Origin of the sequence: Pedobacter cryoconitis (assembly GCF_014200595.1) — a bacterium.
Taxonomy (GTDB): Bacteria; Bacteroidota; Bacteroidia; order Sphingobacteriales; family Sphingobacteriaceae; genus Pedobacter; species Pedobacter cryoconitis_C.
This window is the reverse complement of sequence record NZ_JACHCG010000001.1, coordinates 574,212-588,823: the sequence shown is the minus strand read 5'-3', so window position 1 is coordinate 588,823 and position 14,612 is coordinate 574,212. Positions and strand designations below refer to the sequence as shown.

Genomic DNA, 14,612 nt, shown 5'->3' with positions numbered 1-14,612 from the left:
TTTCCGGGCTCCCTAATAAGGATCTACATCTATCTGTATAATTATTCCTTTAAAAGTATTTTCTCCGTTAAAGTCTGCGATAGTCTGTTTAAGTGCTGCTTTAACCTTGTGAATAGCCGTTGACTTATCAGATTTAATGATCAGTTGTTTGATATAATAATTTCTGATTCTGGAAACCAGGGGCTGTTCCGGCCCCAGTACCCGTGTTCCGAGTTGCGCCCTTAACAGCGTAGCAAAACGCGCAGCTGCTGCATTGAGCAAATTTGAATCTTTATGTTTCACATTGATAAAGATCAGCCTGGTAAAAGGCGGATAATGGAACTGTCTGCGTTCGGCAATTTCATCATTAAACATTTCCAGGTAATTGTTGTCCACTACCTGTTTGATAATCCTGTGATCTGCATCATAGGCCTGGATGCATACCTTTCCCTGCTTGTCTCTTCTGCCAGCACGGCCTGCAACCTGTGCTAACAACTGAAAACTACGCTCAAAAGCTCTGAAATCAGGGTAATTCAATAAAGTATCTGCATTGATCACCCCGATCAGGGTTACATTATCAAAATCAAGACCTTTAGCCACCATTTGTGTACCAATCAGAATATCCGTTTTCTTTTCCTGGAAATCACCAATGATCTTCTGAAGACTATTTTTTGTCCTGGTGCTGTCTACATCAAGCCTTGCAATTTTCACTTCCGGAAAAATCAGGCTTAACTCCTCCTCTATTCTTTCCGTTCCAAACCCCTTTTGTTCAATATGTACAGAGCCACAGGCAGGACAAATATTCATACTGCTTTCGTGGTATCCGCAATAATGGCAATGCAGTTTACCACTGCTTTTGTGGAAAGTAAGGCTTACATCACAGTTCACACACTTAGGCGCAAAACCACATGTTTTACAAATCAGGATAGTCGCATAACCCCTGCGGTTCTGGAAAAGAATAACCTGCTCTTTTCTTTCGAGCGTTGCGGTGATATCATCAATTAATACGCTGGAGAAATAAGAAACCATTTTCTTCTTTTTGGTTTCTTCAGCAATCCCCACCACTTCCTGAACAGGAAGTTCAACACCTCCAAAACGTTCACTCAGGGTAACTAAGCCATATTTTTGATGCAGTGCATTGTAATAACTTTCTATTGATGGTGTGGCCGAACCCAGTATAATTTTCGACTGATGCAAATGTGCCAGGTAAACTGCGGCATCCCTGGCCTGGTATCTTGGCGCGGGTTCATTTTGCTTGTACGATGATTCATGCTCCTCATCCACTACAATCAGTTTCAAATTTTTAAAGGGCAAAAACACCGCAGAACGTGCACCAAGGACGATTTTATATTTACCGTTCATCACACTGTTCCAGATCTCTACCCGCTCGTTGTCATTGAACTTCGAGTGATATACCCCAATCGCATCTCCAAAATAGCGCTTGATCCGTTCTACAATCTGTGTGGTCAACGCAATTTCAGGCAAAAGGAACAAAACCTGTCCGCCTTTTTCAATCGCCTGCTCAATCAGTTTGATATAGACCTGGGTTTTACCGGAAGCGGTTATCCCGTGTAATAAAACAACATCTTTGGTCTGGAACTCCGTTTCTATTTGTTCTAAAGCCGCATTTTGTGCCGGGCTGAGCTTAAAATTAAGAATCATATCATCTGATTCATCATTCAGCCTGCTCACTACTTTCTTTTTAAGGAAGAAGATCTCCTTATCCAGCAGTGCTTTCAACGTTGCCTGCCCGCAACAGCTGTCTTCCAGTAATTGCTGCCTTGATATTTCAATTCCTGATTTGGAAAGTTTGATATACATCAGCAAAGCATCCAGTTGTTTGGGTGCACGTTCAAGCACTTCGAACAATTGTTTGAAATTCCCTTCTTCAAGATAAAAAGGATTCAGGGTAATATATGATTTTAATAAAGGCTTATATTTTTCAACAACTTCTTCCGCAATGTGAACCACCTCTTTATCTAAAAGAGAACGGATCAGTGGAAATACGGTTTTCTGTCCTAATAACTTAGAAATCTGATCCACGGTCAGGCGTTTTTGCTTTTCCAGTGCAGTAATCAGTATATTCTCTTTATCAGTCAGTTCCAGCTCTTCTAAAGAGACATCTTCCCGCAGGATGATGATAGTCTCACTGGCCAGTTTTAATCCCGCTGGCAGCGCAGCAGACATCACATCCCCTTCATTACAGAGGTAGTATGCGGTCATCCAGTCCCAGAATTGCAATTGCATCAGGTTTACAACCGGATGTTCATCTATAACATCGATAATATATTTTGCCTGGTACAAAGCTGGAGCAGTCTGACTGATACTCTTAATCAGCGCAGTATAGATTTTATTTTTTCCAAACTGCACGATTACTCTTTTACCAACGGCAGTATGTTCATTTAAGTCAAATGGAACACGGTAGATATAGTTTTTTGAAAGAGAAAGCGGTAAAATTACTTCTATAAATAAGGTATCTCTTTCTGAAAAATCAATATCATTTAATTCCTGCATTTATCTGTTTTTTAAGGCGGCAAAGAATAGAAAAATCCAGCCGGTAATTAATAATAATCCTCCTAAAGGAGTAATAGGGCCCACAATATTTACCCAGCTTAACTGTAATACCTCACGGGTAGCCAGCAGATAAAGTGATCCCGAAAAGAAGATAATCCCTACAGTAAAGCAGTAATAGGCGAAATCAACCAGTTTATTTCTGAACCTGGCAAAGGTGGATAGAAAAAGTAAGGCAAACGTATGATAAAACTGATATTCAACGCCCTTGCTCCAGATGGCCAGCTGATCAGCAGCAACTACATTTTTCAGCCCATGTGCACCAAATGCACCTAGTATTACCGCTACTGCTCCAAAGAAAGAGGCAGTCAAAATTATTTTTCTATTCATTCAATTCTTCTTAATTCCAGCCCGGTAAAATTACGCAACCTAAATGCATTTTTGTTAATGCTATATGCAAATTATTTATTTAAGCCACTTATAGGTGCTTAAATAAAGGGATTGCTGACAATACCCACCGACCTCCATCCCCAAAGAGTAACAGCAATTTACCTTAAAAAACAGGGGCTTTTTGCAGTTTAGAAAAAATGACATTCCAATTGACTATAAAACGTGGCCTTGGCGTATAAAACAAGTGTTGAAACTATATTGAATAGTGCCTTGAAATGACCTTAGAATGAGGTTGGAATGACCTTGCAATGACCACAGTCATTCCAACCTCATTCTAATATCGCTTTAATGTCCTTTCAAGACACTATTCAACTAAAACACAACCAGTGTTCAACCAGATTCGTCCCCGGTTCTGACAAGAATTCATCAGAACCAGCAAGTTCTTCTCTCCAATCCTGTAAAACATAAGAAGAAAGCCCGTTTTAACAATAAAAAATCACCTAATGCGCAACAATTACCTTAAATTTGTTAAACGCAAATGAAAAAGATATACCTCACCCTCTTTACTTTATTCGCAGCCATTGTGGGTATGGCCTACTTATATTTTTCTAAACTGAACAAGGAAACTTCCTATAAGGAAACTAGTCTGTATGCGGCAACAGCAAATTCTGGTCTTGTATTCTGTATTCAAAATGACAAAAGCATATTCGACATTCTGAAAGGACAGGATTTCTTTGAAAAATTAATGGGACAGGATAAATTCAATCAGCTCAGTTTGCTAAAGCGCACTTTGATCGCTAATCCCGCAATTAATAACCTGGTAGGCAACAAAAATATTTTTATCAGTTTCTCTGCCGGAAAAAATAAAGAGATCGACTACCTGATCAGCACCCAGTTAAATGATGAACTGGATAAACCAAAATTATACAGTGCCCTGCAATCAAACGGGGTTAAGCTGACTACTGATAGCGGAATGATGAAACTCGTCTTAAATGATAGTGCTACATTTTACCTGAATATCGAGAAAAACCTGATTCTCCTTTCTAACAGCATGAACCCTGTAAAAGCAGCAGCAAAAGCAGTTTCAAATGAAGAAAACAATCAGTTTGTAGCCTATATAAAAGCCAGCAATAAGTTCAAAAGAAATAGTTTAGGAAACTTATATATTGATTTCAATAAAATACCTGCTTTATTAAAATCAATGCTTCCTGGTCATCTGAATGGTGGTTTGTCTGTGCTTAATCAGCAAAATTCATTTGCTGCACTGAATTATAACTTCAGTAAAGAGCGGTTATTTTTTAACGGAAGTTCAGCACTCAATGATCAGAAAAACTACCTGACACTTTTTGCTGCACTGGCTCCGCAAAAAAACGACATTGACAACCTCTTACCAGAAAACACAGCGAACTTCAAATTATATGCACTGACTGATTATAAAAGCTGGAGAAAAGGACTAAGCAACTGGTTTTTAGTCAATAAGGAAGCTCAGAAAATCAAAAACACCATCAATAGCTTTAACAATGAGTATCATTTAGATGCAGAAAAAATATTCCCCGTTTATTTTCAAAATCAGCTGATCTCTTTTCAGCTTAAATCAGCAGAGAATATAGCAGCAATCAATCTGACCAATGGCGATAAAGTAAAACAACTGTTGCTGGACATGAGTGATGATTACAATACAGATATCAAAAGGTTCAAAAAATCAGGACTTTTATATTGTTATTTCGGTGAACCCTTCAGGGCTTTCAGCAGACCGTATTATACAATAATTGATAATTATATGGTCTTTTCCAATCAACCTGGTGCCTTACAGTCTTTTCTAAATGATTACCACAATAACAAATTACTGATTAATACCCCCGATTATATCAACATATACAGTCAGCTTTCAAAAACATCAAATGTGACTTATTATGTGAATCGTAAGAATTCTGCTGATCTGGTCAGAAGGGCTGTCTATATGCCGTATTATAACCATATGATCAAAAAAGAGGGCCTGGAAAAGTTCAGTTCTATGATTTATCAGCTTAATGGTGATAAAGGAGCTTTTCAAACCAACCTATTGTTGAATACAATTCCGGAGGTAGTCACTGATACCCTTCAAAATTTAACAATTAAATAATCAGAATCTATTTTTTAAATTACCATATTTAAAAATCGTTTTCAACTTATGGCAAAAAGATACCTTATACTGAGCCTTTTTCTAATCCTGTCTACACAAATTAAGGCACAACAATACGGATTGTTTAATACTAAAACACTATTTGATGCCTTCGAAAATCCAGCACAGAAAGCTTTTGTACTCGATTCTTCCCGTCAATATGCTTCAAACTTCCTGCTTCCCTATTTCGGATTAAATGCCGCTAATAAAGGAGCTTCGAATTTCGCACTCCGGACATTGATTAATGGCGATAAGTATAACACTACAGGTATTCCGATTGACAATGGAAGAAATCAGGCTTATCAGACTTCTAATATTTATTTGTTCACTTTCCGGATTTTTAAATCTTACAAAGATCACCAGGAGTTAGGTTTTTCGTGGCAGATGAGATCAGATGCTTTTGCGGATTATACGAATGCAACACTGGTTGCTTTTGATGATTTTAAGAAATTTAATAAGACCATTAGTGATCCCTTCAATGGCAATGGTTATGGTCAGTCTTACCATCAGTTCAGTATGAACTACAGAGAAAACGTATCTAAACAGCTGGCTTTTGGTGTAAAACTGAGTTTATTAAGTGGAATAACTTACAATAAAATAGATATTACCAGCTCTGATTTACAATTCAATCAAGCGGCCGGGCAACTCACCGTTAATGTTGGCGGAACTTATCAATCCAACTTTCTCCGTGCAAAAGAGCTGAATACAAATACACTGATCCCTGATTTTAAAAACCCCGGACTTTCAATGGGTTTCGGTACAACTTATACTTCTAAAACGGGTTACTTTTTAATGGGAAGTGTGAAAGATCTGGGCTTTATCAGGTGGAATAAAAATTCTCATTCTATTGCTGTTCCTGAAGGTCAGGATATTACTGTGCAGGAAGGCGAAAGCAGCAATACCTTACAAAGAAGATTAGAAGACCTCTTTACCAGCAACGACCAGCGAAAAGGGTTCTACACTGCAACGAACGCTAAACTTGATTTACTCGTTTCTAAAAGATTCGACTTTTACACGCCAAATTTCATCGTTTCCAAAAACGTCTGGAACAAAGGCGGAGATATCGCTTTAGTCAACAACTTCGCCTACAATGAATTCTCAGTCAGCCTTTCCCCTATTTACAACTTAAACGGCTTTATGATGTTAGGCACACAGGCCAAATATCAAACCCCGAACTTCGAGTTTTTCTTAGGCAGTGACAACGTCTTAAAATCAGCGGCCTATAAACAGCAGCCAGACCTGACGAATAACAGTTATGCCGGAGCTTCTGTATATATGGGAGTCGGTATTAAATTCGGGTATACAGTAGAACATCCTCAAAACAGCAGTTACATGCCGGGAGTTGGTGACGATCTGGATAAGAAAGGATTTTTTGCTAAATTATTCGGGATGTTTAAAAAGAAAAAATAGTTAAACTTTCTTTTTAGCCTGGGTCACTACGAAATCTTTCAGATAATAAGGTTCAAAATAAGCTACATCCTCAAAATGACCAGTTGTAAAAGCATTATAAGCCAATAGACTCATATTTGACGCAGAATTAAAATTAAGGTCAGAGAAAGCCGCATTCGGAGAAATAATAAAAGTATTGCATTTCATTGCCCCATCACCAATAAAAGTGAGCTGCTGCGTTTTCAATTGTTCCTGATAGGAATTCTCCTCAATAATTTTAGCTTCCACTGGTAATACTTCATTCAGGTCGTGATCGTATAATCCGGTAAAGACTTCCATTCTTCTGGCGTCAATCATCGGACAAACTAAACCTGTATAGTTATCCGCAGTTTTCAAAAACCCCTGTGCCATCATTCTCAGCGTTTCAATTCCGATCAGGGGTTTATCCAGCGCAAAACAAAGTCCTTTCGCGGTTGATACACCAATCCTTAACCCCGTATAAGAACCCGGCCCTTTACTCACAGCAACCGCATCCAGATCCGTATAAGTTAACCCCGCAGTTGCCATTACCTCCCGGATAAACAAAGTCAGGCTTCCTGCATGAATATTCTGTGCAGCAAGTTCTTTTACTGCGATCGTCTCTCCGTTGACAGATAATGCAGCAGAGCATACCTGTGTAGCTGTTTCTAGTTGAAGTATCGTAACCATTAAGGCAAATATAGTAGATTTAAAATTCAGGTAAGCTTGATAAACTAAGGAACAGGATCATGCCCGTGTTTTCCCCAGGGATGGCAGCGTCCGATGCGTTTAAGCGTTAACCAGCCGCCTTTAAAAGGTCCGTGCTTTTTGATCGCCTCTACACCGTATTGTGAGCAGGTAGGCGTAAAACGACAGCTGGCCCCTAGTAAAGGAGACAAAAACAACTGATAAAACCTGATCAGTGCCAAAAAGAACCAGCCGATAATTTGTTTAATCAGTTTCATCTTTTGGGGTTGAAGGTACTGGTTTTTCAGTTGGAGCAGCAGCTACAGTTTTCACAGGCGGGTCAACAGTCAGGATCAGTCTTTTTAAAGCATTAGCCAGTTTCTTTTCAAAAAAAGAATAATCATAATGTTCCTTTCCAACAAATTGGAGAGAGAGCAGTAACAATTGATCAGGATGATTTAATAAGGGATAAAGAGCCGATGATTTGAGCAGCCGGTAAGCTTCACGCATTCTGCGCTTGATCAGATTTCTGTCGTGTGCACGTTTGAACCGCTTTTTCGATACATTAACCACTACCTGTACAGGGAAAGCATTTTTCTCCGGTATGAACAGATAGGAAACCCGAAAGGGATATACTAAAAAAGAAGAACCGTTCTTAAATAGCAGGTCTAATAATTTCCTGCTGCATAACCGTTCTTCTTTGGTAAAATTTTTCATGTTTTTGATCGCAGATTTGCAGACTAAATGATCTGCCAGCACCAGAGGTGCTGCAATCAAAATTATGCTTTGTGACGACGTTCGTCAGAAACTGATAATTTTCTTCTTCCTTTTGCACGACGAGAAGCTAATACTCTTCTACCGTTTGCTGTAGCCATTCTTTCGCGGAAGCCGTGTTTGTTTCTTCTCTTTCTTTGCGAAGGTTGGAATGTTCTTTTCATAACTGTATGATATCTTAACTATTATTTTTTAATTGAGAGGTGCAAATATAATGCGATTTTTTCTTAAATGCAAATACATGCAGCCTATGTTTTCATTTTTATTTGTGATCGCTGTGTTAAAGCTGTTTAAATTTCTATAAACCAAGGGCAGCCTTGAGCTTAACATAGCCCGTTTTACTTACAGGCAGCCAGATATCAGATTTCAAAAGTACGATATAACTATCTTTTTCCTTCAATTCAATTTTAGTGACCTGTGCAAGATTAATCAGATAAGACCGGTGAATCCGTATAAATTGTTCACTATCCAGCGTTTTTTCGAAAAAACTCATGGTTTTGTTTTTATAAAAAATCCCCTCTGTAGTACTTAATTTCACATGGTCATCATCAGCTTCCAGGTAATGAATATCTGTCACTGCAATAATTTTGATCACCCCGTTATTTTTAACCACTACCCGATTGTGCTGTGAAGGGCTCTGTGCAGCTGTTTCCAGCAATTCCCGGGTAAGCTCCGGCTGCTTTAACTTTGCAGGCAGCCTTTGCATGGCCTGCTCAAACCGCTCCTGTTCAATCGGTTTCAATAAATAATCAACAGCATTAACTTCAAAAGCTTTAATGGCAAATTCATCAAATGCGGTTGTAAAGATGACTGCTGGTGGATGCTCTACCAGCTCCAGCATCTCAAAACCATTGATTTTAGGCATCTGTATATCCAGAAAGATAAAGTCGGGACGGAAAGCCGCAATTGCTTTAAGCCCTTCAAAACCATCATTGCATTCTGCAACGACCGTTATATCAGGGAAGCTTGTCAGATAATGCTTTACAATATCCCGCGCCAGCGGCTCATCATCAATCAATATCGTTGTGATCATAGTTTCTGTGGTATTTTAAGCGTAGTAATATATTTATTATCCTCTGTGGAAGAAGTTTGCAGTAAGGTATTGTCTGCAAAAAGCAAATAGAGCCTTCTGCGGATTGCAGTAAGCCCGAAGCCTGTACCGTCCGTAGCTTTCGTTTCCGGATCATATGGATTTTCAACACTCACCATCAGCAGGTTCCCTTCTACCCTGACGAAAATAGAAATCAGGATTGCCGCAGAAGTATTGTACAATCCGAATTTGATGGCATTTTCTACTATAGGCTGCAATAATGTACCTGGCAAAGACAGGTTTAAAGTATTTTCATCAATCTGAATATCAAGATTTAAACGATGGCTGAACCTTACCTTTTCAATATCCAGATATAACTGGATATAATCCATTTCTTCGGCCACACTCACCCAGACTTCATCGTCTCTTTTCAGGGTCCCTCTTAAAAAAGAAGCTAATTTTGTAATCATTGTCCCGGCTTCTTTTGGATTCACAATCGTGAGCGCGTAAACAGAATTTAAGCTATTAAACAAAAAGTGGGGCTGCAACTGATGCCTGAGCTTGTTCAGTTCTGCTTCCTTCGCTAAATTCTGAGCCGTAAAAAGGCGTTCCTGCATTTCGGATTGTCCTTCCAGGCGGTACCACAATACATTTACAAAGGCGCACCAGGCCAGAAAAACAAAGATGACAATGAACCTGAATACCAGTGATAAATTCAGGAAACTTATATAAGTACGGTCCTGCGCAAAAATACCGGTTAACAAGCAGCGGCAACTCCAGGTAATCAGCACAGAGAGCGCAATAGCCAGTACAATGACAAACAATACAATTTCATCTTTTGGCTGATAAAACCGCAGTACCATACTAATCACTACACAGCAGAGTACTAAAAGTGTATTGGTAATTAAACTATCTGCAACTGACACGACCCAACTGAAATTAAGCGTATAAAAAAACAGCAGTACAAACGCAGTTGCCCAGGCCACAAAGATTATAGCTGCCGTTTTTTGTGCTTTTCTTGTTAACAGCGGGTTATTGGTCAAAATTTGTTGGTTTAGAAATTACTGATACTTACTCCACCAAATAAAACTACTCCTTTTATTGTAATTATTTTTAGTGGTTCGCTGTTTACCGGATTAATTGTCCGGCTATCATCCAGCCCTCCGAATATCGGGCTCACTTGTGATTCTACTACCCATGTTGGTGGAATAATTAATTTAACCCCTCCAAATATGGCTACAACTTCAATAACTACCTTATCAGGAAAATCAGCCTGCGTGAGATCCAGTTCACATCCTCCGAAAACGGAAACGACATCACCACCTTTAAAATTCTTGGAATAGATTTGTTGTTTGCTGCCGCTAAATACATTCACAGAGTCTACATAATCATTTTCAGTAGCCTGGGTTCTGGTATAAGGATCTGAAGCCGGCCCATGCAGCGGATCAGGTTGCGGACCTGCCGGATTAGTTTGCGGATCCACAGGGCCGGTTTGCCCGGCTGAAGGATGATTCCATGTACCTGCGGGCCCTTTAGTATAATCCGTCCATTTGTAATCTTCAAATCTTCTCTCCCACCTTCTTTTGCGCGGACTTACGGGCTTAAAGATGACAAACAAGCCTAAAATTATAAATCCGGCTCCGATATAGTATTGTGTCATGTTAAAATCAACGATGTTCTGCAAGTTAAAATAACCCCCGACCAGCACCATGATCAGCCATCCTCCACCATGAAATCTGCGTTTAAAACCAATCACCAAACCTATTAAAATTAATAAAGTAGGCCAGCTGAATATCCAGTCAGGTATATTAATACCAAAATTCCGGAGCAAAAAGACAGCGCCGATGATGAGCAGAATTAAACCGCTCCATACCCTGTTAGAACGGTTTTTATATTTATAGTTTTCCATAACCCTGATGTTCATTTATTATGATCAAAACTAAGGAGTAAATCTGCATTGTTAAACAGGGATCATTCATATAGGCGTAAAACCCCGGTGAACATCATTTTTTCGCCGGTGAATAATTATGCGTTACTTTGAGAAATACGAAAAGATATGAAAAAGAAACTCCTTCTGTTTGCGTGGGTCCTGATCCCTACAGCCTTATTTGCCCAGAATAATGATCAATCTTATAAAATATTTGAGACAAAAACGAGAAAAACGATCAGTGTGGAAGAGCTGATTCAAAACATGAAAAAAGTTGATGTACTTTTTTTTGGTGAGGAACATAATGATTCAATCGGGCATGTACTGGAAGCGCAGATATTCAGTAAAATGAGCCAGGCTTATCCGGGTACAGCGGTCTCTTTAGAAATGTTCCCGACCGATGTACAGCCTATACTTAATGAATATCTGGCCGGTGTAATTTCCGAAAAGAACTTCATCAAAGAAGCGCGCGCGTGGAATAATTACAAAGATTATAAGCCATTGATTGAATTGGCCAAAGAAAATAAAGCAGCTGTGATCGGAGCCAATGCAGCCACCAGATACAGCAATGCAGTTACCTTTTCAGGGTTAAACAAGCTGAATGATTTCCCTGCTGCTTCTAAAGAATTCTTACCACCACTGCCTATTGATACCGCGACAGGAAGATACTATGATAAGTTTGCAGAAACCCTTGGCGGACATGATATGGGTGGAATGAAAATCTTCCAGACACAAAATTTATGGGATGCCTCGATGGCCTGGTCTATCGCTAAATACAACAAGTTAAATCCGAAGAAAAAGATCTTCCAGGTAAATGGAAGATTCCACAGTGATGAAAAACTAGGCACTTTTGCGCAGCTTAAAAAATATGCACCGAAGCTGACGCTGGTTAATATTTCGTGTTTTGCAGCTAAGGATACGACAGAACCAGACTGGACAAAACAGGCAGAATTGGGAGATTATATCATTCTGACAGGTAAGTAACGAAATAAATACGTTTGGTATTTAAAACAAAAAAAGGCCAGCCCGTAATTTTACAGGATGGCCTTTTTAGGCTATAGCTATTGCTTAAATATTTCTTGTTTTCAGTAAATCCCTGATTTCACCTAACAAGACTTCTTCTTTTGTTGGAACTGGTTCAGCTACAACAACTTCCTCTTGTTTACGTTTCAGTTGATTGATTGCTTTTACCATTAGAAAAATAATGAACGCCAGAATCACGAAGTTAATCACTTCTGTAGCGAAATTTCCCCATGCAAATACAGGCCCCGCTTTTCTCGCATCTTCCAGAGAGGCAGTAGGGTTAGCAGCAACAAATGCTCTCACTTTATCACTTAAAGGGATATAATAATTTACAAAGCCCTTATCACCAATTAATAAGCTGATAGGAGGCATAATCAAATCATTAACCATTGAGGTCACAATCTTACCGAATGCCCCTCCAATAATCACACCGACTGCCAGGTCGACTACATTGCCCTTGATGGCAAATTCCTTAAATTCTTTTACAAAACTCATAGTATTTAATTTTTCATGGTGTTCAACTGCTAATAAAAATAGAAACTTTATTACGAAAACAAAGCTTTTTTATTGGAAAAACACATTCAAACGCAATATTCGTTCCACAATATGGTTGATATATAAACCAAATGCTTATTTTTGAAACGGGTCATAATACCTTTTCTACAAAACATGCTTAAACAACATTTACAACAAAAATTACTTCAAAAGTTATCGCCTCAACAAATTCAGTTTATTAAGCTGTTGCAGGTACCTACTGTTTCCCTTGACACCAGAATAAAAGAAGAGTTAGAAGAAAATCCGGCGCTCGAAGACCCAAGTTTAATGATCGCGGAAGAACCTAAAAGTGAATATGATGATCTGAATGATTCTCCTGATGATTTTGACGGGGGGTCAAAGGAAGAAAGTACTGATGAATTTAATGTAGATGATTACTTACAGGATGATGGTGGCAATGATTACAGCACTTCCTACAATAACAATGATGATGATGAGGAAAAGAAAGAAACTCCGATAGCTATTGAGAGTACTTTCTTTGAAAGCCTTCAGGAACAGCTTGATTTGGTTCCTTTATCAGATCAGGACTTTATTATCGGTAAACAGATCATCGGTAGTTTAGACGACGATGGTTACCTGCGCAGACCAATTACCTCTATGATTGATGATCTTGCTTTTTCACAAAATGCAATGGTCGAAGAAGAAGACGTACTGGAAATGCTGAAAGTGATTCAAAGCTTCGATCCTCCGGGAATTGCAGCCAGAGATTTACAGGAATGCCTGACGCTGCAATTGCGAAGAAAAGATCCGAACAATCAGATTATCCAGAAAGCGATCATGATCGTAGAAAATTACCTGGACGAATTTACAAGAAAACATTACGACAAACTTGAAAAGTCATTAGGCTTAAACAGTGAAGATTTAAAGGAAATTATTGCAGAAATCCTTCGGTTAAATCCCAAACCAGGTGATTCAAACCAGGTAACAACCAAGCAATTACAGGTTATCCCCGATTTCCATATTTCAAACAACGACTCTGTTCTGATTTTGACTTTAAACTCAAAAAACGCACCGGAGTTAAGAGTGAGCCGTTCTTATATAGACATGTTCCAGCACTATGATAAAGCTGCACAGAAAGACAAAAAGCTAAAAGAGGCTGTACAATTTGTGAAGCAGAAACTGGATTCAGCAAAATGGTTTATTGATGCGATTAAACAACGTCAGCAAACCCTGCTCAAAACAATGAATGCCATTATGCAATATCAGTATGAATATTTGCTGACAGGTGATGAACGTAAAATGCGCCCGATGATCCTGAAAGACATTGCTGATAAAATTGACATGGATATTTCTACCGTATCAAGGGTAGCAAACTCTAAATATGTACAAACAGAATTCGGGACTTTCTTACTGAAGTCTTTCTTCTCTGAAGCTATCCAGACCGAAAGTGGTGAAGAAGTATCGAACAAAGAGGTAAAGAAAATTCTGGAAGACTGCATTGGCAATGAAGATAAACGCAAGCCACTGGCAGATGAGAAGCTCACAGAGATCTTAAAAGAACAAGGTTATAATATTGCCCGCAGAACAGTTGCGAAATACAGGGAGCAGATGAATATTCCTGTAGCGAGGTTAAGAAAAGAGCTTTAGGCCGGTTACTCAGCGAGGGGGCTGAGACCAGAAAAGCAAAAGGCAGGTGCAAATACACCTGCCTTTTGCTTTTTATACTTACTTAAGAAAGCAAGTTTTGTCTGAGCAGGAATTCAAGTTGTTTGTTGGCAACCAGTAAAGCTTCAGTAAGCTCTTTGTTTTCTTTCCTCAGCGCATAGATCTCATACGCTTTTTCGATGTTGATCCTCAGATCTTCATCCATCCATGGTTTTTGAATATATTTATAAACCTGACCTTTGTTGATGGCATCAATAACGGCGTTGATATCCGCATAACCGGTCAGCAATATTCGGATCGGATCAGGAAAATCCGGAATAATTGATTCCAGAAATTCGATACCAGTGGTAACCGGCATGCGTTGATCGGTGATAATGACATGAATAAGTTCAGTTTCTAATACCTTCCGTCCCTCTACAGCAGATTCTGCCGTAAAAATGTTGAATTTCCTTCTAAAGCCGGCTTTAAAAGAGTTAAGATTATGAACTTCATCATCCACATAAAGCACATTAATTGGGGTGTCGGAATTCATTGTTATTTATTGGATTTTTTTGTTAAATATA

Annotated in this window: 15 protein-coding genes; 4 read left to right on the top strand and 11 right to left on the bottom strand. The window is 39.0% G+C overall.

The window, feature by feature from the left end; translation table 11 throughout:
* Positions 1–12 precede the first annotated feature (12 nt).
* Together priA and HDE70_RS02675 are read right to left on the bottom strand one after the other, a co-directional pair.
* Positions 13–2,493 carry a primosomal protein N' gene (gene priA / locus HDE70_RS02680; RefSeq protein WP_183887887.1) on the bottom strand — a complete coding sequence of 827 codons (2,481 nt, stop codon included), beginning with the start codon at positions 2,491–2,493 and terminating at the stop codon, positions 13–15.
* Positions 2,494–2,880 (bottom strand): DUF423 domain-containing protein, encoded by a 387-nt coding sequence (locus tag HDE70_RS02675; RefSeq protein WP_183887885.1) that lies wholly within the window; start codon positions 2,878–2,880, stop codon positions 2,494–2,496.
* A gap of 538 nt (positions 2,881–3,418) precedes the next feature.
* Between HDE70_RS02675 and HDE70_RS02670 the strand changes: the two genes are divergently transcribed.
* Both HDE70_RS02670 and HDE70_RS02665 read left to right on the top strand, forming a co-directional pair.
* Positions 3,419–5,002 carry a hypothetical protein gene (locus HDE70_RS02670; protein WP_183887883.1) on the top strand — a complete coding sequence of 528 codons (1,584 nt, stop codon included), beginning with the start codon at positions 3,419–3,421 and terminating at the stop codon, positions 5,000–5,002.
* A 48-nt stretch (positions 5,003–5,050) separates the two neighbouring features.
* The gene (locus tag HDE70_RS02665) at positions 5,051–6,451 is read left to right on the top strand and encodes a DUF5723 family protein (RefSeq protein WP_183887880.1); all 1,401 of its coding nucleotides are present in this window, start codon (positions 5,051–5,053) and stop codon (positions 6,449–6,451) included.
* Here HDE70_RS02665 and tsaB read toward each other — a convergent pair whose 3' ends face one another.
* The 7 genes from tsaB to HDE70_RS02630 form a co-directional block, all read right to left on the bottom strand.
* Complete coding sequence (gene tsaB / locus HDE70_RS02660) at positions 6,452–7,138, bottom strand: tRNA (adenosine(37)-N6)-threonylcarbamoyltransferase complex dimerization subunit type 1 TsaB (RefSeq protein WP_183887878.1); 687 nt, start codon at positions 7,136–7,138, stop codon at positions 6,452–6,454.
* 44 nt (positions 7,139–7,182) lie between these two features.
* Positions 7,183–7,413, bottom strand: coding sequence for a membrane protein insertion efficiency factor YidD (yidD, locus tag HDE70_RS02655; protein ID WP_041884785.1), 231 nt, complete (start codon positions 7,411–7,413; stop codon positions 7,183–7,185).
* Positions 7,400–7,852, bottom strand: coding sequence for a ribonuclease P protein component (locus HDE70_RS02650; RefSeq protein ID WP_183887876.1), 453 nt, complete (start codon positions 7,850–7,852; stop codon positions 7,400–7,402). Before HDE70_RS02650 ends, yidD begins: the two co-directional genes overlap by 14 nt.
* Positions 7,853–7,914: 62 nt before the next feature.
* Positions 7,915–8,073: a 50S ribosomal protein L34 gene (gene rpmH / locus HDE70_RS02645; protein ID WP_083251894.1), complete on the bottom strand. Its 159-nt coding sequence runs from the start codon at positions 8,071–8,073 to the stop codon at positions 7,915–7,917.
* Positions 8,074–8,207: 134 nt separating this feature from the next.
* Positions 8,208–8,942 (bottom strand): LytR/AlgR family response regulator transcription factor, encoded by a 735-nt coding sequence (locus HDE70_RS02640; protein WP_183887874.1) that lies wholly within the window; start codon positions 8,940–8,942, stop codon positions 8,208–8,210.
* On the bottom strand, positions 8,939–9,982 hold the full coding sequence (locus HDE70_RS02635) for a sensor histidine kinase (RefSeq protein ID WP_260159884.1): 1,044 nt from the start codon (positions 9,980–9,982) through the stop codon (positions 8,939–8,941). The genes HDE70_RS02640 and HDE70_RS02635 overlap by 4 nt, the downstream gene beginning before the upstream one ends.
* A gap of 11 nt (positions 9,983–9,993) precedes the next feature.
* Positions 9,994–10,848 (bottom strand): LiaF transmembrane domain-containing protein, encoded by an 855-nt coding sequence (locus HDE70_RS02630; protein WP_183887872.1) that lies wholly within the window; start codon positions 10,846–10,848, stop codon positions 9,994–9,996.
* Between the two features lie 147 nt (positions 10,849–10,995).
* Here HDE70_RS02630 and HDE70_RS02625 point away from each other — a divergent pair, with 147 nt between their 5' ends.
* On the top strand, positions 10,996–11,850 hold the full coding sequence (locus tag HDE70_RS02625; RefSeq protein ID WP_183867588.1) for a ChaN family lipoprotein: 855 nt from the start codon (positions 10,996–10,998) through the stop codon (positions 11,848–11,850).
* Between the two features lie 84 nt (positions 11,851–11,934).
* Here HDE70_RS02625 and mscL read toward each other — a convergent pair whose 3' ends face one another.
* Positions 11,935–12,384, bottom strand: coding sequence for a large conductance mechanosensitive channel protein MscL (gene mscL, locus HDE70_RS02620; RefSeq protein WP_183867589.1), 450 nt, complete (start codon positions 12,382–12,384; stop codon positions 11,935–11,937).
* A gap of 174 nt (positions 12,385–12,558) precedes the next feature.
* Here mscL and rpoN point away from each other — a divergent pair, with 174 nt between their 5' ends.
* On the top strand, positions 12,559–14,031 hold the full coding sequence (gene rpoN, locus HDE70_RS02615) for an RNA polymerase factor sigma-54 (protein ID WP_183867590.1): 1,473 nt from the start codon (positions 12,559–12,561) through the stop codon (positions 14,029–14,031).
* A gap of 82 nt (positions 14,032–14,113) precedes the next feature.
* Here rpoN and HDE70_RS02610 read toward each other — a convergent pair whose 3' ends face one another.
* Positions 14,114–14,581 (bottom strand): response regulator, encoded by a 468-nt coding sequence (locus HDE70_RS02610; protein ID WP_068401605.1) that lies wholly within the window; start codon positions 14,579–14,581, stop codon positions 14,114–14,116.
* Between the last annotated feature and the right edge of the window lie 31 nt (positions 14,582–14,612).